Below are 21,208 nucleotides of genomic sequence, written 5' to 3' on the forward strand. Positions count from 1 at the left end.
TTGGCATCCCTATTCAACATCGAAACGTCGCATAGGGAAGGTTCATATGTGTGGAAGCCGATCGTGCATTCATAACCAGGCACTTGAAACGCACTGCCAGCTGCCGACATCGAAGGAACTCGACTCCAGGAGGATCAGAACGTGGCGAAGATCCAGCGCTTCCGACAGCAGGAGGAAGCGGTTAGCTGAGCCCGTTCCCTCCGGAAAGCGAGTGTCCGCAGATACAGGCAGATGCAAGGTTATTTACCTGAAATGACGTTATCAACATTCTGAAAAGCGGATCCCGATGAGACGGGATCCGCTTTTTTCTGTCTGTAAACAGAAAAACAGACGAAAGGGATGTGTGTGGGTCCACCTTCGTCTACTTTCCTGTCTTAGTATGTTGCGTGTGTTCCCTAGTTTACTAGATACTACCGGCATTTCGCAAGCGATTCCGGCACCGTTCACAGTATGTTCACAAACAAATGTTCCACACGATGTCAAAGGCTTGCTTACCCGCGTCGCACATGAAATAGCTGCCCCGGAAATCAATCCCGGAGCAGCCTGACTTCGTTACGTGTGGAGCCCGTCCTTCAGTTCATCAGATGATGCTTCCCAGAAATCCTTGTTGAATTCAATTAGGAAATCACGCAGTACGATCTTGGATGCGTCGTCCATCTGTTCAACGGCGATTTTTCCTTTTAAGGATTTATCCATGTTATTGACGTGCTCGGGCATGCTCTTATAGCCGCGTCGAATGGAGCGGTCCACGATCATTTCACAGGCGCCGACACCCGTATAGGCCGGCTTGCCGTCAAGATGCTCCACCGTCACCCAGACGAGCCAGTACAGCTTGCCGTTTGGCACTTCCGTTTTATCTTTTAAAAACTTAATCCGCTTCTCTACTTCACTGCGAGCGTGCAGCGCTCCCATATCGATAAAGGCTTTTCCTTCTGCAGGATCGATGAAAACCGGCGTCATGTTATTCAGGTTGATCGTTCCAACTCCGTAACCGCCGTGTCCGTCTGTTGAGTCATTCGATAAAATATTAAAGTTGCCGCTCATTTTTTTGATTTTCTCATTTTTCTTACGGTCTGCTTCATTCATGTAAGGCGCCTCCTTTTATTCCACGTGTGTCTCGTTTCAGTTTATCACATCCGGTCGATTTCCTGAAAACTTTGATGATGTGATTTCCTCTGGGCTTTGCCGTATACTTACAGGGGAACGCACATTTATTAAAGGAGGAATTCTGATGCCGATTGTAACCGTACAGCTGCTCGAAGGACGCACAGATGATCAGAAAAAGGCACTCGTTGAAAAGGTGACAGAAGCTGTCACAAGCACGACCCAGGCTCCGCCTGAGCGGGTCACCGTTGTCATTGAAGAGATGAATCCGGCCAACTACGGCCAGGGCGGTCAGCGAGCGAGCGATAACGTGTAACGAACAGGCAAGCAAAGCCGGCCTCGGAGTGAATCCGGGCCGGCTCCAGATTGTTGATAAAGTCATTTTCGGTGAATAACGTTGCATCTGCCTGTATCTGCGGACACTCGCTTTCCGGAGGGAACGGGCTCAGCTAACCGCTTCCTTCTGCTGTCGGAAGCGCTGGATCTTCGCCTCGTTCTGATCCTCCAGGAGTCGAGGTCCTCCGATGTCGGCAGCTGGCAGTGCGTTTCACGTACCTGGTTAGGTCCGCACGATCGGCTTCCATACAGATAGAACCTTCCCGATGAGACGTTTCAATGTTGAATAGAGGGGTCCGTACTTCCTAGAAATCATGATAAACGTAAAAAAGCAGTCGCGTCTGTTGTGACGTTATTCTCCAACAAGGAGAGCCGTTTTCCCGATGTGTCCGGCGGAGACGCCAGTGGAAGCCGCGCAGTCTGAAGATCCTTTCTCAGGGGTCACCCTGAGAAATAGCTGAAGGCCAGCCCACGGCAGGCTCGGTAAGCAGAGGGGAAATACAACCAAACGAATAAACATGTAAGTTGAAAGACTTTTTCAACAGCCTGAAGCCGGCCTCGGAGTGAATCCGGGCCGGCTCTTTTTTAGGTGGAACGCTGCTTCAGTTTCTCAATAAACGTGTACGCTTCCTCAATGTCCGCTGCCTGGTAATTCTGGCGCGCTTTCAGCCGGTGAATCTTCTCCTCCACCTGCTGACGCGGAAGCTCATCGAAATAAAGCACCGTCGAGACGAGTTCAAGAAATTTTGACGAGCAGTCGTTCAGCTCCTGCATCAGCTGCGAATCGATCGGTTCCTCTTCCTCCAGCACGGCCTGCAGAAACGATTCTCCTTTGTCCGACAGGCTGTATCGGTACTGATAGTAGCCGCTGATCTTCTCCCTGACTTCCTCCACGAACGATGCATTGCACATTTCTTCTACCTGCAGCGTGAGCTCCTCGGAATAAGGTCCATACATATGGAACTGGAATTTTTCACGAAACGGCTGCTTCATCCGCTTGGCGATGTACACCATCTTCTGAAGCTTTTTCCTGCCTGCGATGCCGCCTGTGTTTTTCAGCATGGCAAGCAGCTTGGCATGTTCAAGCAGCACAATTATCCCCCCTGTTGATGCAGCAGCTCTAATATCCGCTGCTTCTCTTCTTTGTATTCACGCTGGTCCGCTAATAGATCGTATGGAAAATAAAGCTTATGGTCGGTTCGCTTTTTGCCGGAGATCGCTTCGACGATGTCCGACTCCTGCGACAGCTCCCTTAGAGAGCCGTCCGGCATGAGCAGATTTATCGGCATACGCTCGTCTTTTTCTCCAGGCCGGTAGAAATCATACGGAAGATCCGATGACGAGTCAATCACCAGATAATAGTCCGGGTCGAGTCCGATTTCATTGTAAAGCCGCTTCAGCTCAGGCCAGATTTTCAGCTGCTCGCTCGGGTCGCACTCGACGTATTTAAACAAATGCCGGTCGATAAAGCGACCGCATAAATCGCGTAAAATAGCGTCTTTTTCCTGAATCCATTCCTGAAAATAATACATGATGATTGATTCATCCAAGCGGATATACTCCTCCAGGGTCATTGTCGACTGAAAGAGCGAACGAAAGTGATACGGATCGAGCCGGAAGGCGTATCCATCGGCGAGCAATGCTTTGGCCCGGTTTAAGATTTTGCTTAAAATCACTTCGGCACTCCGCGTGACCGGGTGAAAGTACACTTGCCAGTACATTTGATAGCGGCTTAAAATGTAATCCTCCACCGCGTGCATGCCGCTGTGCTTAAACACCGCCTGGTCTTCTCCCGGACGCATGACGCGCAGCAGCCGCTCCATGTCGAACTGGCCGTAGCTGACGCCCGTATAAAACGCATCCCGAAGCAGGTAGTCCATCCGATCGGCGTCAATCTGACTGGAAATAAGGCTGACAATCAGCTTATTGTCATACGTTTTCGCGATTACGTCCGCCACCTTCTTCGGAAAGGCATCTCCCATCGTGAGGAGCACGCGGTTGATCTCCGTATCACCGAGGATGATTCGCCTCGTCCATTCTTCGTGATCGGTCTCAAACACTTTCTCAAAGGAATGAGAGAAGGGTCCGTGTCCGACATCGTGCAGCAGTGCCGCAGAGAGGCAGACGAGCCGCTCTTCTTCCTCCCACGTCATTTTCTTTTCCAGATTTTCTACCATGCGGCGCATGATCTCATAGACGCCGAGCGAATGGTTGAACCGAGTGTGCTCGGCACCGTGAAACGTGACATAGGTCGTTCCAAGCTGCCGGATCCGCCGCAGCCGCTGAAACTCCCGCGTTCCGATCAGTTTCCAAATCAGTTCGTCACGGACATGTATGTATCGGTGTACCGGATCTTTAAATACTTTTTCTTCTGTCAGCTGACCGTCATCGTACTCCATGCTGTATCCTCCCTGACTCCAATTTCCCCTTGCTGCTTTATTCCCTGGAACCCCTTTTGTTAGACATGTTATATTGTATCGTTCCCCGCCTGTCCCGACAATGAGTTTTTCACACATCCTATGGTATAATGAGCGGCGGAAACTGATGAGAGAGGACGAATCACGTTGACTGATACAGAATCGATTTTAACGAGGTCATGGCAGCTCGTCGACGAATCCGTCACCGGGCTCAAGCTCGATCCGATCCACTCCTTTGCGATGGATGATACGCTTTGCGAAGCGGCTTCAAGCCGCGAAAACAGCGGCTTTGTACGAACATGGGTGCACGACCGCACGATCGTACTCGGCATTCAGGACAGCCGCCTTCCTTCTATTGAAAAGGGAATTGCCCAGCTGATGGACGAAGGCTACCACGTCATCGTCCGAAATTCAGGCGGACTGGCAGTGGTGCTGGACGCTGGCATTTACAATATTTCACTCATCCTTCCCGAAGAGCGCGGACTTACGATCGACCGCGGCTATGAGACGATGGTCGCGCTGACGAGGCGTCTCTTTCCGGAACTCGGGACACGTATTGCCGATGGGGAAATTCCCGCCTCCTACTGCCCGGGCCGGTTTGATCTGAGCGTAGACGGCCGGAAATTCGCGGGAATCTCCCAGCGCCGCATCCGCGGCGGCATCGCGGTGCAAATTTATCTCGCCGTAAGTGGAAGCGGTGCGGAGAGAGCGAGTGTCATCCGCCGCTTTTACGATACCGCTGCCCGTGGCGGCGATGTCCGCTACAGCTATCCGTCAATCCGGCCGCAAGACATGGCATCGCTAGCCGAACTCATGGAGAAACCGCTGACTAATGAGGACGTAACCAGGCGGCTTCACGACACACTCGGACGCGGCCGGCTCCCGGAGTTCGAATGGAGCGAGCATGAAGAAGAGCGCTACCGCTATCACCTGGAGCGGATGAAAAAACGAAACGAAAGGCTGTCCCGCTAACCGGGAACAGCCTTTTGTTATCGTTAGAGAAAAACGAGTCCGAGTCCGATGACGGCACCGCTCAGGAACAGCACCCAGATGCAGAAGCCCATGATATCCCTTGCGCTGAGACCGGCAATGGCGAGCGCCGGGAGAGCCCAGAACGGCTGAATCATATTCGTCCATGCGTCTCCCCAGGCCACAGCCATGGCGGTCCTTGCGGGATCAACGCCGAGCGATTCCCCGGCGGAAAGCATAATCGGTGCCTGTACCGCCCACTGGCCTCCGCCGGACGGCACGAAGAAATTCACGATCCCCGCACTTAAAAAGGCAAACAGCGGATACGTGACCTCTGTCGACAACGATACGAACCATTCAGAAAACTGGACGGCAAGCCCTGACGCAACCATCATCCCCATAATACCTGCGTAAAACGGAAACTGAATGATGATCCCTCCGGCATTCCGCACTGCCTCTGCCACGCTGGCAAGGTAATGGCTCGGCGTTCCGTGAAAAAGAATACCGAGAAACAGAAACATGAAGTTTACGATGTTCAGATTTAAATCAAATCCGGCGGTGAGCAGGTAGTAGCCGATAAACACAAGTCCCATCCCGCCGACGATCAATGAGAGCATTTTGCTGTTTTCAAGCCGCTGCGCCGGCGTCTGTTCCGACGGATCGGGCTTTTCCTCTGCTTCTTTTTCTTCGATCAGCTTCGGATCAACGTACACGGCTTCTTTTTCGTTCATCATAAACCGGTTCAGAATAGGAACCGTAATAAACAATGCGGCTACGATCATCAGGTTAAACGGAGCGAAAATGGTTTCCCCTGTCGGAATGATGCCGACAATATCCTCTGTAAAATGACCCGGCGTGGCTACCGTCAGCGGAATAGACGCGGCAAGTCCTCCGTGCCAGACGATAAAGCCGCTGTACGCACTGGCAATGAGCAGCCGGTAGTCCACCTTCGCAACCCGGCGAGCGAGCGCCTTGGCAAAGAGTGCGCCGATCACGAGCCCGAAGCCCCAGTTAATCCAGCTTGCAAGAAGCGCGACGAGCGTGACGACAATAATTGCCTGCCCCGGTGTATTCGCTGTCCGCGCCAGCTGATCCAGCCCCTTTTTAAACGGACGGCTGCTCGCGAGCACGTAGCCTGTAACGAGTACGAGCACCATCTGCATCGCAAACTCCAGCAGATCCCAGAAGCCCTCACCCCAGTAAACGACCATCTCTACCGGTGTGCTCGGCGTCAGCACGAGCCCCATGCCGAACACGACGAGCGTCAGGACGAGCACAAATAAGTAAGGATCCGGCAAATAGCGCTGCATCAGCCGGGTGGAAAAAGACGTAAGCATGTTCATGGTGTATTCCTCCTATGTATATGATAGCGCTTACAAATAAGCGCAGCGAAAAGACCGCTGAAAAAAGCGGTCCCTGCCTGACATATTCTCGGTCGGGGCAGCGACTCCTCTATTTTCTTTTATCATGCTGAAAAACCCCTCTAGCGGTTAGCTGACTCCGTTCCCTCCGGAAAGCGAGTGTCCGCATATGCAGAAAGTTGCAACGACATTCACCTAAAACCACTTTATCCACTCTCTGAAAAAAGCGGCGCCGGTCGAGCCCGGCGCCGCTTCACGATTCTTTTTTATAACACTTAGAACTGGGAGCTCTCTGTAGACTGGGCCAGGGCCAGCGTGGAAGAGGTTCCGCCGGAAATAACCTGGGACACCTCATCAAAGTAGCCTGTTCCTACTTCGCGCTGGTGGCGGGTTGCCGTGTAGCCGTCTTTCTCAGACGCAAACTCTGCCTGCTGCAGCTTGGAGTATGCTGCCATGCCGCGATCCTTGTAATCAAGTGCAAGCTCAAACATGCTGTGGTTCAGCGCGTGGAAGCCGGCAAGCGTAACGAACTGGAACTTGTAGCCCATCTTGCCGAGCTCACGCTGAAACTTTTCAATCGTCTCATCGTCGAGCTTCTTCTTCCAGTTAAAGGAAGGGGAGCAGTTGTAAGCGAGCTTCTTACCAGGGAATTTCGCATGAATCGCTTCTGCAAACTGTCGGGCTTCATCGAGATCCGGCTCACTTGTCTCGCACCAGATGAGGTCAGCGTAAGGAGCGTAGGCAAGTCCTCGTGCAATTGCCTGGTCAATACCCGGGTTCGTGCGGTAGAAGCCTTCCGGCGTCCGTTCGCCAGTCAGGAATTCATGGTCAGCCGGGTCGATGTCGCTCGTAATCAGGTTCGCTGCATTCGCATCGGTACGGGCAACGATAATCGTCGGAATGTCCATCACGTCAGCTGCAAGTCGTGCAGAGATCAGGTTGCGCACCGCTACCTGTGTCGGCTGAAGCACTTTCCCGCCGAGGTGTCCGCACTTCTTTTCGGAAGAAAGCTGGTCCTCCAGGTGAACGCCGGCTGCGCCGGCTTCGATCATCTGCTTCGCCAGTTCAAATACGTTCAGCGGCCCTCCGAAGCCAGCTTCCATATCCGCCACAATCGGGGCAAACCAGTGCGTGTCGCCTTCCCCTTCAGCCGTCTGGATCTGATCTGCGCGCTGCAGCGTCTGGTTGATTTTTTTGACGACGTTCGGCACGCTGTTAGCCGGGTAAAGACTCTGATCCGGGTACATCTGTCCGGAAAGATTGGCGTCAGCTGCAACCTGCCAGCCGCTCAAATAAATCGCCTGCAGACCAGCTTTCACCTGCTGCATTGCCTGGTTCCCGGTAAGGGCGCCGAGCGCGTTGATGTAGTCTTCTTCATCCATCAGCTTCCACAGTCGTTCCGCTCCCATTCTTGCCAGCGTATGCTCTATTTTTACCGATCCGCGAAGTTTCATGACTTCTTCCGGCGAATACGGACGCTCCACCCCTTCAAATCGCTCTGTGTTCCACTGGTTAAGTAGCTCCTCACGTGTTGTCATATCCATCCACTCTCCTTCTCTGTACTATACAGAATAATTTTATTTATTTTGTTATATAACAACTGATCCATAAAAAATCAGTCGATATACGCGCAGCAGTGCAGGGCATCTTTTTCATGATCATATTCCATTGAGCAGCATCGGCAAATGTGACCCGGCTCCGGCTCCGCTTTGCGGAAGACGACGACTTGATGCGGCGTCCGGTCCGTTATGTGCAATTTGTTATTCTCATCCACTTCCACCTGCATCACATCATCACCGTAGACGAACATCGTCTGATGCAGCTCCCCTGCTGTCCTTCCTTTTTCCTGCTGCTGATCAATCCACTTCGTGACCAATTCCGTTGCTGTCGTACGCTGTTTAGTCAGCATGTTCCTCTACCCCTCTCTGAAATAAGATCCTGCCCGGTCCCCGGGGGAATCTCCCCCCGACCGGCGGCTGTTACTGGTTTACATACATTCTTTCCTTAAATGCACGGCGGCGCCGGTGAAGGATCGGCTCCGTGTATCCGTTCGGCTGACGGCCTCCTTCAAGCACGAGTTCAAGTGCTGCCTGAAATGCATCTGACTTCTCCAGATTATCTGTCATCGCCCGGTACTCCGGATCATCCGCGTTCTGCTCGTCGACGAGGGCTGCCATCTTCGCCATCACCTGGCGGACCTGGTCTTCCGTGCAGATCCCGTGGGCGAGCCAGTTGGCGATGTGCTGGCTGGATATCCGCAGCGTCGCCCGGTCTTCCATCAGGTTCGTGCCGTGAATGTCCGGCACCTTTGAACAGCCGATGCCGTGCTCCACCCAGCGGACGACGTAGCCGAGAATGCCCTGGGCATTATTTTCAAGCTCTCCCTGAATCTCATCATCCGACCAGCTGCGATCCGATGCAACCGGCACTTCCAGCATTCTGGACTGCGGCGGCTCCTGTTCGAGCTTGCTGCGGTGGACGTCCTGCACATCTACCTGATGATAGTGCAAGGCGTGCAGCACGGCGGCCGTCGGCGACGGGACCCAGGCGGTGCTTCCTCCGGCGAGAAGCTGTCCGTCCTTCTGCTCCATCATCAGCTTCATCTCATCCGGCATGGCCCACATGCCTTTCCCGATCTGTCCCCGCTCATGCAGATGCACGCGCAGTCCGGATGACACATTTTGTTCTTCATAGCTTCCGAGCCAGCTGCTCGTTTTCATCTCTGCTTTGCGAATCATCGGCCCGGCACGGAAGGACGTATGAATTTCATCGCCCGTCCGATCCAGAAAACCGGTGTTAATGAAGAAGATGCGGTCTTTTACTTCACGGATACAGGCGCGCAGATTCAGCGACGTGCGGCGCTCCTCGTCCATCACGCCGATTTTGATCGTGTTAGGCGCGAGCCCGTAAAGTTTTTCGATTTCCGTCATTAAATGATTCGTAAATGCCACTTCTCTCGACCCGTGCATCTTCGGCTTCACAATGTAAATTGAGCCTGCGGCCGAATTTCGAAACGGACTGTTTCCTTTCAAGTCGTGCAGCGCTGCGGCTGCCGTCACCAGTCCGTCAACGATGCCTTCCGGCGCCTCGCTGCCATCTTCGAGGGTAATCATGTCCGTCGTCATCAAATGACCGACGTTGCGGACAAGCATCAGGACTCTTCCGGAAAGCGTCACATCTTCACCAGATGGAGATCGATACGTGCGGTCTTCGTTAAGCCTTCTCGTTACCGTCTTTCCACCTTTGTCAAAGGACGTTTCCAGAGTTCCCTTCATCAGTCCGAGCCAGCTTCTGTACACCGCCGTTTTCTCTTCTGTATCAACAGCAGCGACGCTGTCTTCTGCGTCCATGATCGACGTGATGGCCGCCTCGGTTAAAATATCTTTTACACCAGCGGCATCGGTTTTTCCAATCGGATGGTTCCGGTCCATCTGGATTTCCAGGTGGAGCCGGTGGTGCTCCAGCAAAATCGCTTCCGGCTCTTCCTCTTCCCCGCGCCAGCCTTTCAGCTGATCAGCTGCGAGTGTCGCTGCTCCGGTTGTAAGCTCTGCTTCCAGCTTGCCATTGCGAATCCGGTAGCGCTGAACGTCTGCATGGCTTCCCTCTGTTAACGGCACATGCTGGTCAAGCAGCTTCTTTGCGTAGCGGATGACTTCTTCGCCGCGCTTCGGATTGTAGCTGGTCCCGCGCTCCCTGCCGTCATCTTCTGGCAGAATATCGGAGCCGTAAAGGGAGTCATACAGGCTGCCCCATCTCGCGTTCGCTGCGTTCAGCACGTAGCGGGGATTGCTGAGCGGAACGACGAGCTGCGGTCCCGGCTGCTTGTTAATTTCCGGATCGATACCGGTAGTTCCGACAGTGAACGGTTCCGGTTCATCCTCCAAATATCCGATCTCTCTTAAGTACCCTTCCTGATTCTCTGTCGCATCGTGTGTTTCATACCAGCTGTCGAGCTGCTTTTGAAACGAACGCCTTTCAGCAAGGAGCCGCTCGTTTTCCGGCTTCAGGCCGTTGATGAGCCTGCCTGCTCCTTCCCAGAACGTATCCGGACTGATGTCCGTTCCTGGCAGGAGCTCTTCTTCTACAAACGCTTTCAATTTTGGATGTACGCGAAGACTTCCAATTCTGACCGTTTTCATCACAACCTCCTTCAAAAACTGCATCTGTTTTATAACAGTTTGTTTTCATGTGTCTTATTGTATAACAACAGATAAAGATTGCAATACTTTTTTGAATATTTTTTACAGGAAAGCACGAAAACGCTTGGGGCTCTAAGAAAAAAAGTTGATCCGTCTTGTTGTAGTACAGGAGGTGCGTTTACTGGCTGCGAATCCTGTGGCCAAAGCTGTACAACTTGAGGCAATTGCTACTTAACGCCGGCTGAAACGAACTTATCACCGTCAAAAAGCAGCTTTACGAAGGGACAACGTAGCTCCGGCAGCTTAGATCGTTATAACGAATAAAGTAGCACAGCGACGCGCAAACGTAACAGTCTGAACGGTTCTGCCACCAACAAAAAAACGAGCCGGTGATGCCCGGCTCGTCTCAGGCTGTTCACAAATTCAATTTACTTACATGTTTATTCGTTTGGTGATATTTCCCCTCTGCTTACCGAGCCTGCTGTGGGCTTGTCTTCAGCTATTAATCAGGGTGCCCCTGTTTGAATGGAAGAAAGGCACGGCTTCGCGCGAGAAGTCTTCAAGACACAGTCCGGCTTCGCTCGTACGTTCATGCCGTTCGCAGATCTGAACAGCCCGGCATCTTCAGGCTGCTTGTTGCGCCCCCGCCGGAGACGTCGGGGAAATAGATCTGCTTATTGGAGAAGAACGTCACGATAGGCAGACGCGACTGCTTTTTTACTTTCATGGTAAATTCGATGACGTACTGGTATCCCTATTCCACATAGAAACGTCGCGTAAATAAAGGTTCCATCTGCATCTTACAAGCTCGTGCCAATCAGAACCAGGCATTTGAACCGTACTGTCAGCTTCCGACATCGGAGGATCTCGACTCCGAGAGGATCAGAACGAGGCGAAGATCCAGCGCTTCTGACTCAAGGAAGAAGCGATTAGCTGAGGCCGTTCCCTCCAGAAAGCGAGTGTCCGCAGATACAGGCAGATGCAACGTTATTCCCCTAAAAATACTTTATCTACACTCTGAGCGACGCGTAAAAGTAACAGCCTGAACCCAGACTAAAAAAAACGAGCCGGTGATGCCCGGCTCGTCTCTGATGATGCCTTTATTTAATTACTGAAGTCCCTGCATCGCGGTGATGAGGGCCAGCTTGTAGACGTCTTCCTGGTTGCATCCGCGTGAAAGATCGTTTACCGGCTTGTTCAGACCCTGGAGAATCGGTCCGATTGCTTCATAACCGCCCATGCGCTGAGCAATTTTGTAGCCGATGTTGCCGGCTTCCAGGCTTGGGAAAATAAACGTGTTCGCCTGCCCTTTCAGCGGGGAATCCGGTGCCTTCTTCTCGGCTACGCTCGCGACAAACGCTGCGTCAAACTGAAACTCACCGTCAACGGTAACGTCAGGCGCTTTTTCCTGCGCTTTTTTCGTTGCTTCCACGACGCGCTCTGTTTCCTCGCTCTTGGCAGATCCCTTTGTCGAGAAGCTCAGCATCGCTACTTTCGGGTCGATTCCGAATACTTCTGCTGTTTTCGCAGCTTCTACCGCTGTTTCGGCGAGGTCGTCGGCGTCCGGTGCAATATTGATGGCACAGTCACCGAAAATATAGCGCTCGTCGTTTTTCACCATGACGAAAACGCCGGAGGTTTTCTTCACGCCTTCTTTTGTTTTAATGATCTGCAGAGCCGGACGCACCGTATCACCTGTCGAGTGGGCCGCACCGCTCACGAGACCGGTAGCTTCTCCCGTATATACGAGCATCGTGCCAAAATAGTTTGGCTGCTTCAAAATGTCTGCTGCCTGCTCGCGCGTATTCTTTCCTTTGCGTCGCTCTACGAATGCGTCGATCAGTGCATCCATTCCTTCATACGTTTCCGGGTCGAGAATCGTCAGTCCGGACGCATCCACGTCGAGGCTTTTCGCTTTGGCAAGCACGTCTTCCTCACTGCCGATCAGAAGCGGATTCATGACGCCTTCCGCTTTCAGGCGCACCGCTGCTTCGAGAATTCGTTCGTCTGTTCCTTCAGGAAACACGAGCGTCGGATTCGCGCTGCGGACCTGTTCTTTTATATCTGTAAACATGTCGCTCACAGAAATTCCTCCTTTAATTCATCACATTAGTACTAGCATACCCGTTCCCGCAGGAAAAATAAAACGTTGGAAGGGCTTTCGAAGGAAAGTTCTAATTTTCTGAAACAGACTGTTCCTCCTGAAGTAAAATCCTGTATACTGGTAGTATTATGAATGAACATTCAGTCATTTCTTACTAGGAGGTACATTATGCTGTTTGAACCACTGAAATTGAATACGCTTACATTGAGAAGCCGCGTCATGATGGGCTCGATGCACGTTGGATTGGAAGGGCTTGACCGCGGTGAAGAACGTCTGACCGAATTTTACCGGCGCCGGGCCGCAAATGGCACTGGACTGATCGTCACCGGCGGCGCGGCCGTGTCACCGGAAGGAAGCGGCGGTGGACACGATTTTATGACCATTTATAAACCGGAGGATGCAGAGCGGTGGAAGCCGATGACCGACGCTGTTCATGAAGAAGGCGGAGCGATTGCGCTGCAGCTGTTTCACGCCGGCCGTTACGCGTATAAGCAGATGACCGGCCTGGATCCGGTTGCCCCTTCTGCGATCCGCTCGCCGATCAATCCCGATACGCCTAGAGAGTTATCTGCAGAAGAAATCGAGCAGCTGATTGGTGCCTTTGCAGCTGGAGCTGTGCGAGCGAAGGAAGCTGGCTTTGATGCGGTGGAAATTATGGGATCAGAAGGGTATTTAATCAATGAATTCATGTCTCCCGTTACGAATCAGAGAACAGACGAGTGGGGAGGCTCGTTTGAAAAAAGACTGCGTTTGCCGGTAGCCGTGATGGAAGCAGTGCGTTCTGCAGTCGGTGCTGATTATCCTATCGTATACCGCATGTCGGGACTTGATTTAATCGAAGGCAGCACGACAGAGGAGGAAACGCTCCGCTGGGCGCAGGCGCTTGAAAAAGCAGGAGCCGATGCACTGAATATCGGCATCGGCTGGCATGAGTCGCGCGTGCCGACGATTTCGATGAAGGTGCCGCGCATGAAGTTCGTGCCTGTTGCCGAACGTATTTCCGAGTACGTCACGATTCCGGTCATCGCAAGCAACCGCATCAACAATCCTCGCGATGCAGAGGAAGTGCTGAATCGAGGAACGGTACAGCTCGTATCAATGGCTCGTCCATTTTTAGCCGATCCCGCTATTCTGTCGAAGGCACAGGACGGACGCTTTGACGAAATTAATACGTGTATTGCCTGTAATCAAGCGTGTCTCGATCACGTGTTTGAAGGAAAAGCCGCTACCTGCCTCGTGAATCCGGAAGCAGGGCGGGAGCTTGACCTCCCGCTTCATCGTGCCGATGAGCTGAAGCATATCGTCGTTGTCGGCGCAGGGCCCGCGGGTCTGGAAACAGCTCGCGTTGCCGCTGAACGCGGGCACCGGGTCACGATCGTCGACAGCCGCACCGAGCTTGGCGGACAGCTCAACTATTCCAAGCGTATTCCCGGCAAAGAGGAATTTTACGAAACGCTGCGCTATTTCCGCGTCCAGCTCGATAAGCTCGGCGTGGACGTCCAGCTTGGGAAAACGCTGGAACGAACCGATCCGCTGTTTGAAGAAGCTGATGACATCGTGATTGCGACCGGAATTCTTCCGAGACAGCCTGACGTCATCGGGCTGGAGCGGACTGTTTCCTACCGGGATGTTTTCGATGAAAAGGTACAGCCTTCCGGTAAAATCGTCATCATTGGCGGCGGCGGGATTGCCTGTGATCTCGCACTGTTTCTTGCAGACAAAGGCGTGAGCGATTTAACCCTGGTGCAGCGGGGAACGTCATTTGCACGTGGGATCGGAAAAACGACGCGCTGGGCGACGCTCATGGAAATGAAACAGAAAGGCATTCGAATGACAGGCGGCGTGGAAGCGTATGAAGCAGTTGAGAAAGAAGGCATCCGAATTACAATCGAAGGCGAGAGTTCGCTCGTTCCGGCGGACATGGTCATCACCGCGGCCGGTCAGCTGATCAACCATGAACTGGCGGAACAGCTGTCAGAAGACGGACGGCGTGTACACGTGATCGGCGGAGCTAAGGATGCGCTCGGACTGGATGCGAAGAAAGCAATTTACGATGGGGCCGTGACGGCACGGGCACTCTAGAGAGGAGCATTATATGATGAAAACGGTTGACTATAAGGTGCAGGATCAGACGGCGGTCATTTCCATGAACCGGCCCGAGGTAAAAAATGCGATTAACAAAGAGATGCATGAAGATTTGTATCAGGCGTTTACGAAAGCGAACGAAGACAGTGAAGTTCGCGTCATCGTCTTAACCGGCAGCGGGGATTCGTTTTCAAGCGGTGCCGATCTAAAAAGCATTCCGGTGACAGAACTTGCCTCGTTTGACCACGGCAGCTACCTGGAGGAAACGTATAACCGGCTCGTTCTGCTGATGGAACGTATTGAAAAGCCGATTGTCGCCCACATAAACGGCGTGGCCGTCGGAGCGGGGCTGAGCCTTGCGCTTGCGTGTGACTTTCGCTACGCGGAAAAGGACAGCGTGATGGCGCTGAGCTTTTTGAAAATCGGCCTCGCCCCGGATGCAGGCGCATCCTACTTCCTGCCCCGCCTCGTCGGACTCGGTAAAGCGATTGAATTTGGAACGGGTAAAACCATTCCAGTCGAGGAAGCTCTCTCATCAGGACTCCTGAACGGCATCGGCTGGCCTGACTCGCTTATCAAGGCGCTCGCATCTGCTCCGCTGCCGGCTTACGGACTGATGAAGCAAAATATGAAAACGGGTGCTGCCGCTTCGCTTGAGGAGACGCTGCAGGCTGAAGTGCGCGCGCAGCGCACGGCCGGTAAGTCCCGCGCCCATCAGAAGGCACTTGAAGCGTTCATCCAGAAAAGCCGATGACTTCACTCTGTTTGCGAACTCCCCCGCCCCACAGGTATAATAAGCGGTGGACTACTTACAGAAGAAGAAATGGAGTGAAGCAGCATGGCAGAACCGGCAAAAACACTGGACGGGTGGTATTGCTACCACGATTTTCGCACAATCAACTGGGCGGAATGGAAGCAGCTTAGTGAAACAGAGCGCGACAGCATCCTGAATGAGTTCCTGGAGCTCGCAAAACAATGGGATGATACCCAGGCAAAGTTTGAAGGAAGCCACGGGCTTTATTCAATCCTCGGCCAGAAAGCGGATCTGATGATTCTCTGGCTCCGCCCGACGATGGACGAGCTGATTGACTTGGAAAATGAATTCAACAAGACGCGGCTTGCTGCGTTTACGACGCCGACGTATTCGTACGTCTCGGTTGTAGAGCTGAGTAACTACCTTCCGTCGGACAAGGATCCGGAGCAGGACCCTGAAATTCAGGCGCGCCTGAAGCCGATCCTTCCTAAGTGGAAGTACGTGTGCTTCTATCCGATGGACAAGCGTCGCGACGGCGATGATAACTGGTACATGCTGTCGATGGAAGAGCGTTCTTCCATGATGCGCAGCCACGGCATGATCGGCCGCACATACGCAGGCAAAGTACGCCAGATCATCTCCGGCTCTGTCGGATTTGACGACTGGGAGTGGGGCGTCACGCTCTTTGCCCACGACGTGCTTCAGTTTAAGAAGCTCGTATATGAAATGCGCTTCGACGAAGTCAGCGCACGCTACGGCGACTTCGGCACCTTCTATGTCGGTCAGACGATGGACGAAAGCGATATTAAACCATACTTCAGCATAGCGGAGTAAAAAAGAAAGGGGCTCATCCATCGCGGATGAGCCCCTTTTCAGATCGTTGATAAAGTCATTTTCGGTGAATAACGTTGCATCTGCCTGTATCTGCGGACACTCGCTTTCCGGAGGGAACGGGCTCAGCTAATCGCTTCCTCCTGCTGTCGCAAGCGCTGGATCTTCGCCTCGTTCTGATCCTCCCGGAGTCGAGATCCTTCGATTTGGCAGCTGGCAGTGCGTTTCAAGTGCCGGGTTATGTATGCACGATCGGCTTCCATACAGGATAGAAGACATTTCGATGTTGAATAGGGGGTGTCCGTACTTCCTGGAAATCATGATAAACGTAAAAAAGCAGTCGCGTCTGTCGTGACGTTGTTCTCCAACAAGCAGAGCCGTTTTCCCGATGTGTCCGGCGGAGACGCCAGTGGAGCCGCGCAGTCTGAAGATCCTTTCTCAGGGGTCACCCTGAGAAATAGCTGAAGGCCAGCCCACGGCAAGCTTCCGCCGGTAAACAGAGGGGAAATACAACCAAACGAATAAATATGTGAGTTGAAAGACTTTTCAGGATGCTTATAAAATGTTTTTTCTGAATATCTGTACTGTCCACTGCTTCCGCCTTCGACAGGACGCTTTCCGGAGGGAACGGGCTCGGCTAATCGCTTCTTCCTCGCGTCAGAAGCGATGGATCTTCGCCCCGTTCTAATCCTCTCGGAGTCGCCCATCTACAGCTCCAGCACCCGTATAAACGAACATGTGTTTCAAGTAGAAGAAGTTCTGACGCTGTGGTTAGGCAACAGTCTGCCTGTACTAACAAAGCCTGAGAGACAGGCTTTTCACTGGAAATCTCTGTTCGAATAAAGCCTTATGCGGCTAGAAGTAGATCCGTTTCACCAATGTGTCCACGGGGACGCCTGTGGAATCAGCGCAGCCTGAAGATGCCATACTGTCCGGATCCATGAGCGCACGAGCGGAGCCTCACAGCCGTTCAGTGTTGAACTGTGTGAACGTACGAGTGAAGCCCCCTTCTATCGTGCTCTTTCTGCCTACATATGACACCTGATATGTCCGAGGCCTTCTTTATTCGACGATGGCGGCGATAATGATGAGCACCCAGCCGATGAGAAAGGCGAGGCCGCCGATCGGGGTGATGGCGCCAAAGATGCGGATGCCGGTAAGGCTCAGCGTATACAGGCTGCCGGAAAAGATGACGATGCCTGCTGTAAACGCCCACCCTGCCCCGTGCAGCAGACCGTGTGACGATAAATGCTGGGTAAGGACTGCGACGGCGATGATGGCGAGTGCATGAATCATGTGATACTGCACGCCCGTTTCAAACGTGGCGGTATAGCCGGTCTGTTCCAGTCTCCCCGCCAGTGCATGTGCTCCAAAAGCACCGATGGCGACAAATAAAAATGACATGGCCGCTCCGATAATCAAAAATAATTTCATTGCTTCCAAACTTCCTTTCCTGGCTGAGGTTTTCCTTTGCGAAGGTTCCTTCTCCCTACTATAATAGGCACACAGACTGATTATGAAAGGAGGGGACGGTTTGTCCTCTATTGAGATCCGGCCTTATACGATTGATGACTTTGATGATCTGCTCCTGATTCAGCAGGAAGCCTTCCCGCCTCCGTTTCCGGAGGAGCTTTGGTGGTCTCGTGCTCATATTGAAGCACATACCGCCACTTTTCCGGAGGGCGGCATGATCGCTTTTTATAAAGGCGAGCCTGCCGGATCCGCTACGTCGCTCATCACTACGCTGCACGAAGGGTCTCACACGTGGGATGAGGTGGCCGACGATGGTTATATTCGCGCAACGCATGATCCGCACGGTGATACGCTGTACGGCATCGATGTGTGCGTGCGTCCGGACTACCGCGGGCGCGGCGTTGCATCGGCTCTCTATGAAAAGCGCAAGCAACTCGTTCAGAAGCTCGGTCTCGCCCGCTATGCGGCCGGCTGCCGCATTCCCGGCTACCACGAATGGGCAGACCGCCTCCGTCCGGAGCAGTACATGCAGGAGGTAGCTGCCGGACGCATCCATGACCTCGTGCTAAGCTTCATGCTTCGTCAAGGACTGACAGCTGTTCAGCCGCTTGCAGACTACGTCGAAGACGATGAGTCCCGGAACTATGCCGTCCTAGTAGAGTGGCGCAATCCGGATTACAGCAGCTAAAAATCGAACAGGCTGTCGCTTTCCGGTTCGTCGCTTTCATCGTAAATGCTGCTGCGCTTTTCAGGCTGCTGCGGCTTTTGCGCCGGAGCAGCCTGACGCTTAACCTGCTCTGGCGTCGCGTGACGCACCGGCTCTGCTTTGTAGTAAGTCCCGGTGTGCTGGGACTCCAGCAGCAGTTCACAGTATGTTTTTAACGACTGGGCGTGATCGCGGTAGGACGTGCCTGTATCTCCATCCATGCTCTGCTTCAGCTTCGCAAGCTCCGATTCCATCTTTTCAATCACCAGTTTTGCCGGTATATCCATCTTCGTTTCCGCTCCTTTCGTTCCCGGCTCTTATTTTACTCTTTTCCCGCTCAAAACGAAAGACAGAACAGCCGTCCCGGAACGATCCCGGAACGGCTGCTTCATGCTTCGTTATTTTTTGCTGCTGAGCTCTTCTTCGGACAGCTTCATAAATGTGTCGACATCTTCTTTCAGGAAGTCGATCGCCTTCTGCCAGAAGTCCGGCTTCGTGATGTCTTCGCCGAGATGCTTGTCGGCAAGTGTTTCCACGTCCAGCCTGCCGGTATCACGGAGCAGCTCCGTGTACTTCGCTTCAAACGACGAGCCTTCTTCTGCTGCACGCGCATAAATACCCATGCTGAACAGGTAGCCGAAGGTGTACGGGAAGTTGTAAAACGGAACGCCGGTGATATGGAAGTGCAGCTTTGATGCCCAGAACATCGGTGAATACTCGCTCAGCGAATCCTGGTACGCTTCCTTCTGTGCTTCGGTCATCAGCTCGTTGAGACGCTCCTGACTGACGAGTCCGTTTTTGCGCTCTTCATAGAAGCGGGTTTCAAAGAGGAAGCGCGAATGAATGTTCATAAAGAACGCAACGCTCCGATTTAACTTATCATCGAGCAGCTGCAGCTTTTCACGGCGTGAGGACGCCTGCTTCACCGATGCGTCGGCTACAATCATTTCCGCAAACGTGGAAGCTGTTTCTGCCACGTTCATCGCATACCCCTGTGCCATGTACGGCAGGTCGTTCATCACGTGCTGATGATAGGCGTGGCCAAGCTCGTGTGCGAGTGTCGCAACGTTGGAGGCCGAGCCGTCATAGGTCATGAAAATACGGGACTGCTCGCGAATCGGAAAGCTCGTGCAGAACCCGCCCGGGCGTTTGCCGTCGCGGTTCTCCGCTTCGATCCACTCTTCTTTAAACGCCTTTTCAGCGAACGCTGCCATTTCCGGACTGAAGCGGCCAAACTGCTCGATGATCATATCAGCAGCCTCATCGAACGATACTTGCGGCACTTCTTTTGTGAGCGGAGCGCTGACGTCATATATAGCAAGCTTGTCGACGCCGAGCAGCTCTGCTTTGCGATGGAGATACTCTGTGAACAGCGATTTATTATGTTCAATCGTTTCCCACATCGTGTCGAGCGTTTCCTGCTTCATGCGGTTGATCATGAGCGGTTCCTTCAGCACGTTCTCCCAGCCGCGTGCTTCATACGATGCGAGACGGAAGCCGGCCAGGTGATTGAGGGTGCCGGTAAACAGCTCCGCCTCATTTTCCCATGCCTGCTCAAACTGACGGAACACGTGACGTCTGACGGCCCGGTTCTTATCCGATAACTTATTAGCCGCCTGACCGACCGAATAGCTGCGCTTAATGCCTTTCTCGCGGATATCGACCTTCATGCGGCCGACGATCGTGTTATAAAGCTCGCCCCAGGCGTGATAGCCGTCGGTGGAAAGCTTTTGAATCAGCTGCTCCTGCTCGGAAGGCAGCTTTTCTTTCGCAAGGTCGCGGCGCTCCTGCAGGTTGTCAGCGATTTTTTTCATGTTTTCCTGCTCCATGAAGGCGTGCCACTGAGCGTCTGTAAACTGAAGCAGCTGCTCGTCTACGATGGAAAAGAGCTGGCGGTAGAGCGAAGCAAGCTCCTTTGTTTTGCCGCCGAGTCGGCGCGCTTCTTTATCGTGCACATCCTGAGCAGTCAGGCAGCTGACGAAAGCATTCACTTCACGCACCTTCATCCCCACCGTCTGCAGACGTTCAATCGCATAGGCCCACTCTTCCGGATCCGGCGCATCTTTGGCTGCGGCCTTTTCCAGCTTCATCTTCATTGTGGAGAGATCTGTTTCTGTATTCGTTAAAAACTGGGCAAACTGCTTGGATCCGCTGCCGCCTTTGAAAATGGAATCCAGATTCCACGTTTGACGGTAGCGTCCTTCTTTCGACGCCCCGCCTCCGCGGACCGCCGTCCCGATACGATGCAAGTCTTCGTTTTCAAATACGTGCAGACCGCGGCTTTCTGATTGTGCAATCAGCGCCATCGCTTCTGCCACAACGGCTGCTTCGATCGGAGCCAGCTTTTGCAACGGTCCTTTCAACCAGCCTTTTACAGGCTTCGTCAGCACTTCCGCCGACTTCTCCCCAAGTCTGAACTCGTAGCGTTCACCGGTGAGAAGCGAAGGCCGGATGATGTGCAGCGTCGGCAGTTCGAGTGCCATGAGCGCTTCTTCCATGCTTCCTTTCACCTGATTGTAGAAAAAGCGCGATTCACGGTCTGCTCCCATGGCAGATACAGCCAGCAGGCGGCTGCAGTTATGTTTATTGGCAAGCTCCGCTATTCTCAGCGGATATAAGTAGTCAACCTGCATAAAGTTTTCGCGCGATCCGGCCTTTTTAATCGTTGAGCCGAGGGCGATAAAAACATCGTCTACCCCTTCAAACGCCTCTTCGTACTGCTCGAGTGCATCGAAATCGACGACATATTCCGTTACGTTTTCATGATCATGAAACGGCGTACGCCTTCTCGTTAACAGACTTACATTGTCATACGTGTTCTGTTCGAGGAGCTTTTCTGTCAGCTGTCGTCCGACAAGCCCCGTTGCTCCTGCAACTAATGCTTTTTTCATCTCGGTCACCTCAATCGTTGTCATTTTTAAACGCTGTG

18 protein-coding genes and 1 pseudogene are annotated in these 21,208 nt (G+C 53.1%); 6 read left to right on the forward strand and 13 right to left on the reverse strand.

The features are described from left to right. Positions 1–552: 552 nt before the first annotated feature. Positions 553–1,086 carry a YwhD family protein gene (locus tag HCN83_RS11590; RefSeq protein ID WP_168007473.1) on the reverse strand — a complete coding sequence of 178 codons (534 nt, stop codon included), beginning with the start codon at positions 1,084–1,086 and terminating at the stop codon, positions 553–555. Positions 1,087–1,231: 145 nt separating this feature from the next. Here HCN83_RS11590 and HCN83_RS11595 point away from each other — a divergent pair, with 145 nt between their 5' ends. Further along, positions 1,232–1,420, forward strand: coding sequence for a 2-hydroxymuconate tautomerase (locus tag HCN83_RS11595; RefSeq protein ID WP_168007475.1), 189 nt, complete (start codon positions 1,232–1,234; stop codon positions 1,418–1,420). Positions 1,421–2,025: 605 nt separating this feature from the next. On the opposite strand, the gene HCN83_RS11600 is transcribed toward HCN83_RS11595, so the two are convergent. Together HCN83_RS11600 and HCN83_RS11605 are read right to left on the reverse strand one after the other, a co-directional pair. Continuing rightward, entirely contained in the window at positions 2,026–2,532 is a 507-nt protein-coding gene (locus tag HCN83_RS11600; protein WP_168007477.1) for a YwgA family protein, read from the reverse strand. Positions 2,533–2,534: 2 nt separating this feature from the next. Further along, positions 2,535–3,839, reverse strand: a complete 1,305-nt coding sequence (locus HCN83_RS11605) for an HD domain-containing protein (RefSeq protein ID WP_168007478.1) — start codon at positions 3,837–3,839, stop codon at positions 2,535–2,537. A gap of 165 nt (positions 3,840–4,004) precedes the next feature. Between HCN83_RS11605 and HCN83_RS11610 the strand changes: the two genes are divergently transcribed. After that, positions 4,005–4,829 carry a lipoate--protein ligase family protein gene (locus HCN83_RS11610; RefSeq protein WP_246238210.1) on the forward strand — a complete coding sequence of 275 codons (825 nt, stop codon included), beginning with the start codon at positions 4,005–4,007 and terminating at the stop codon, positions 4,827–4,829. A 23-nt stretch (positions 4,830–4,852) separates the two neighbouring features. Here the strand turns inward: HCN83_RS11610 and HCN83_RS11615 are convergent, their stop codons facing one another. The 6 genes from HCN83_RS11615 to pta form a co-directional block, all read right to left on the reverse strand. Next, the gene (locus HCN83_RS11615; RefSeq protein ID WP_168007480.1) at positions 4,853–6,169 is read right to left on the reverse strand and encodes a short-chain fatty acid transporter; all 1,317 of its coding nucleotides are present in this window, start codon (positions 6,167–6,169) and stop codon (positions 4,853–4,855) included. Positions 6,170–6,462: 293 nt separating this feature from the next. Continuing rightward, positions 6,463–7,725 (reverse strand): isocitrate lyase, encoded by a 1,263-nt coding sequence (aceA, locus tag HCN83_RS11620; protein ID WP_168007561.1) that lies wholly within the window; start codon positions 7,723–7,725, stop codon positions 6,463–6,465. A 77-nt stretch (positions 7,726–7,802) separates the two neighbouring features. Continuing rightward, positions 7,803–8,096 carry a hypothetical protein gene (locus HCN83_RS11625; protein WP_168007482.1) on the reverse strand — a complete coding sequence of 98 codons (294 nt, stop codon included), beginning with the start codon at positions 8,094–8,096 and terminating at the stop codon, positions 7,803–7,805. A gap of 70 nt (positions 8,097–8,166) precedes the next feature. Then, the gene (locus tag HCN83_RS11630) at positions 8,167–10,329 is read right to left on the reverse strand and encodes a malate synthase G (RefSeq protein WP_168007562.1); all 2,163 of its coding nucleotides are present in this window, start codon (positions 10,327–10,329) and stop codon (positions 8,167–8,169) included. A 586-nt stretch (positions 10,330–10,915) separates the two neighbouring features. After that, on the reverse strand, positions 10,916–11,053 hold the full coding sequence (locus tag HCN83_RS11635) for a hypothetical protein (RefSeq protein WP_168007484.1): 138 nt from the start codon (positions 11,051–11,053) through the stop codon (positions 10,916–10,918). A 381-nt stretch (positions 11,054–11,434) separates the two neighbouring features. Beyond that, positions 11,435–12,409: a phosphate acetyltransferase gene (gene pta / locus HCN83_RS11640; RefSeq protein ID WP_168007486.1), complete on the reverse strand. Its 975-nt coding sequence runs from the start codon at positions 12,407–12,409 to the stop codon at positions 11,435–11,437. 189 nt (positions 12,410–12,598) lie between these two features. Between pta and HCN83_RS11645 the strand changes: the two genes are divergently transcribed. The 3 genes from HCN83_RS11645 to hemQ all read left to right on the forward strand — a co-directional run bounded on the left by HCN83_RS11645 (position 12,599) and on the right by hemQ (position 16,103). Further along, on the forward strand, positions 12,599–14,512 hold the full coding sequence (locus tag HCN83_RS11645; protein ID WP_168007488.1) for an FAD-dependent oxidoreductase: 1,914 nt from the start codon (positions 12,599–12,601) through the stop codon (positions 14,510–14,512). Between the two features lie 16 nt (positions 14,513–14,528). Continuing rightward, entirely contained in the window at positions 14,529–15,269 is a 741-nt protein-coding gene (locus HCN83_RS11650; protein ID WP_168007490.1) for an enoyl-CoA hydratase/isomerase family protein, read from the forward strand. A gap of 84 nt (positions 15,270–15,353) precedes the next feature. Continuing rightward, positions 15,354–16,103, forward strand: a complete 750-nt coding sequence (gene hemQ / locus HCN83_RS11655) for a hydrogen peroxide-dependent heme synthase (RefSeq protein WP_168007492.1) — start codon at positions 15,354–15,356, stop codon at positions 16,101–16,103. Between the two features lie 1,059 nt (positions 16,104–17,162). Here the strand turns inward: hemQ and HCN83_RS11660 are convergent. Continuing rightward, the gene (locus HCN83_RS11660) at positions 17,163–17,534 is read right to left on the reverse strand and encodes a DUF423 domain-containing protein (protein ID WP_168007494.1); all 372 of its coding nucleotides are present in this window, start codon (positions 17,532–17,534) and stop codon (positions 17,163–17,165) included. Between the two features lie 100 nt (positions 17,535–17,634). On the opposite strand from HCN83_RS11660, the gene HCN83_RS11665 reads away from it, so the two are divergent. Beyond that, the gene (locus HCN83_RS11665; RefSeq protein WP_168007496.1) at positions 17,635–18,261 is read left to right on the forward strand and encodes a GNAT family N-acetyltransferase; all 627 of its coding nucleotides are present in this window, start codon (positions 17,635–17,637) and stop codon (positions 18,259–18,261) included. On the opposite strand, the gene HCN83_RS11670 is transcribed toward HCN83_RS11665, so the two are convergent. From HCN83_RS11670 to HCN83_RS18865, 3 genes and pseudogenes are all read right to left on the reverse strand, one after another. Then, positions 18,258–18,566 carry a YwdI family protein gene (locus HCN83_RS11670; RefSeq protein WP_168007498.1) on the reverse strand — a complete coding sequence of 103 codons (309 nt, stop codon included), beginning with the start codon at positions 18,564–18,566 and terminating at the stop codon, positions 18,258–18,260. The genes HCN83_RS11665 and HCN83_RS11670 overlap by 4 nt on opposite strands. A 111-nt stretch (positions 18,567–18,677) precedes the next feature. After that, the gene (locus tag HCN83_RS11675; RefSeq protein WP_425483617.1) at positions 18,678–20,519 is read right to left on the reverse strand and encodes a M3 family oligoendopeptidase; all 1,842 of its coding nucleotides are present in this window, start codon (positions 20,517–20,519) and stop codon (positions 18,678–18,680) included. A gap of 243 nt (positions 20,520–20,762) precedes the next feature. Then, positions 20,763–21,194 (reverse strand): annotated as a pseudogene (locus HCN83_RS18865) (NAD(P)H-binding protein); the annotation flags it as partial. Positions 21,195–21,208: the final 14 nt, after the last annotated feature.

It is taken from the genome of Alkalicoccus luteus, from assembly GCF_012034335.1.
Classification (GTDB): Bacteria; Bacillota; Bacilli; order Bacillales; family Salisediminibacteriaceae; genus Alkalicoccus; species Alkalicoccus luteus_A.

Excerpts from the sequence above, each read along its gene's own strand:
- HCN83_RS11590 (WP_168007473.1), bottom strand. The coding sequence starts at position 1,086 with ATGAATGAAGCAGACCGTAAGAAAAATGAGAAAATCAAAAAAATGAGC.
- HCN83_RS11595 (WP_168007475.1), top strand. The coding sequence starts at position 1,232 with ATGCCGATTGTAACCGTACAGCTGCTCGAAGGACGCACAGATGATCAG.
- HCN83_RS11605 (WP_168007478.1), bottom strand. The coding sequence starts at position 3,839 with ATGGAGTACGATGACGGTCAGCTGACAGAAGAAAAAGTATTTAAAGAT.
- HCN83_RS11615 (WP_168007480.1), bottom strand. The coding sequence starts at position 6,169 with ATGAACATGCTTACGTCTTTTTCCACCCGGCTGATGCAGCGCTATTTG.
- aceA (WP_168007561.1), bottom strand. The coding sequence starts at position 7,725 with ATGACAACACGTGAGGAGCTACTTAACCAGTGGAACACAGAGCGATTT.
- HCN83_RS11625 (WP_168007482.1), bottom strand. The coding sequence starts at position 8,096 with ATGCTGACTAAACAGCGTACGACAGCAACGGAATTGGTCACGAAGTGG.
- HCN83_RS11635 (WP_168007484.1), bottom strand. The coding sequence starts at position 11,053 with ATGAAAGTAAAAAAGCAGTCGCGTCTGCCTATCGTGACGTTCTTCTCC.
- HCN83_RS11645 (WP_168007488.1), top strand. The coding sequence starts at position 12,599 with ATGCTGTTTGAACCACTGAAATTGAATACGCTTACATTGAGAAGCCGC.
- HCN83_RS11650 (WP_168007490.1), top strand. The coding sequence starts at position 14,529 with ATGAAAACGGTTGACTATAAGGTGCAGGATCAGACGGCGGTCATTTCC.
- hemQ (WP_168007492.1), top strand. The coding sequence starts at position 15,354 with ATGGCAGAACCGGCAAAAACACTGGACGGGTGGTATTGCTACCACGAT.
- HCN83_RS11660 (WP_168007494.1), bottom strand. The coding sequence starts at position 17,534 with ATGAAATTATTTTTGATTATCGGAGCGGCCATGTCATTTTTATTTGTC.
- HCN83_RS11670 (WP_168007498.1), bottom strand. The coding sequence starts at position 18,566 with ATGGATATACCGGCAAAACTGGTGATTGAAAAGATGGAATCGGAGCTT.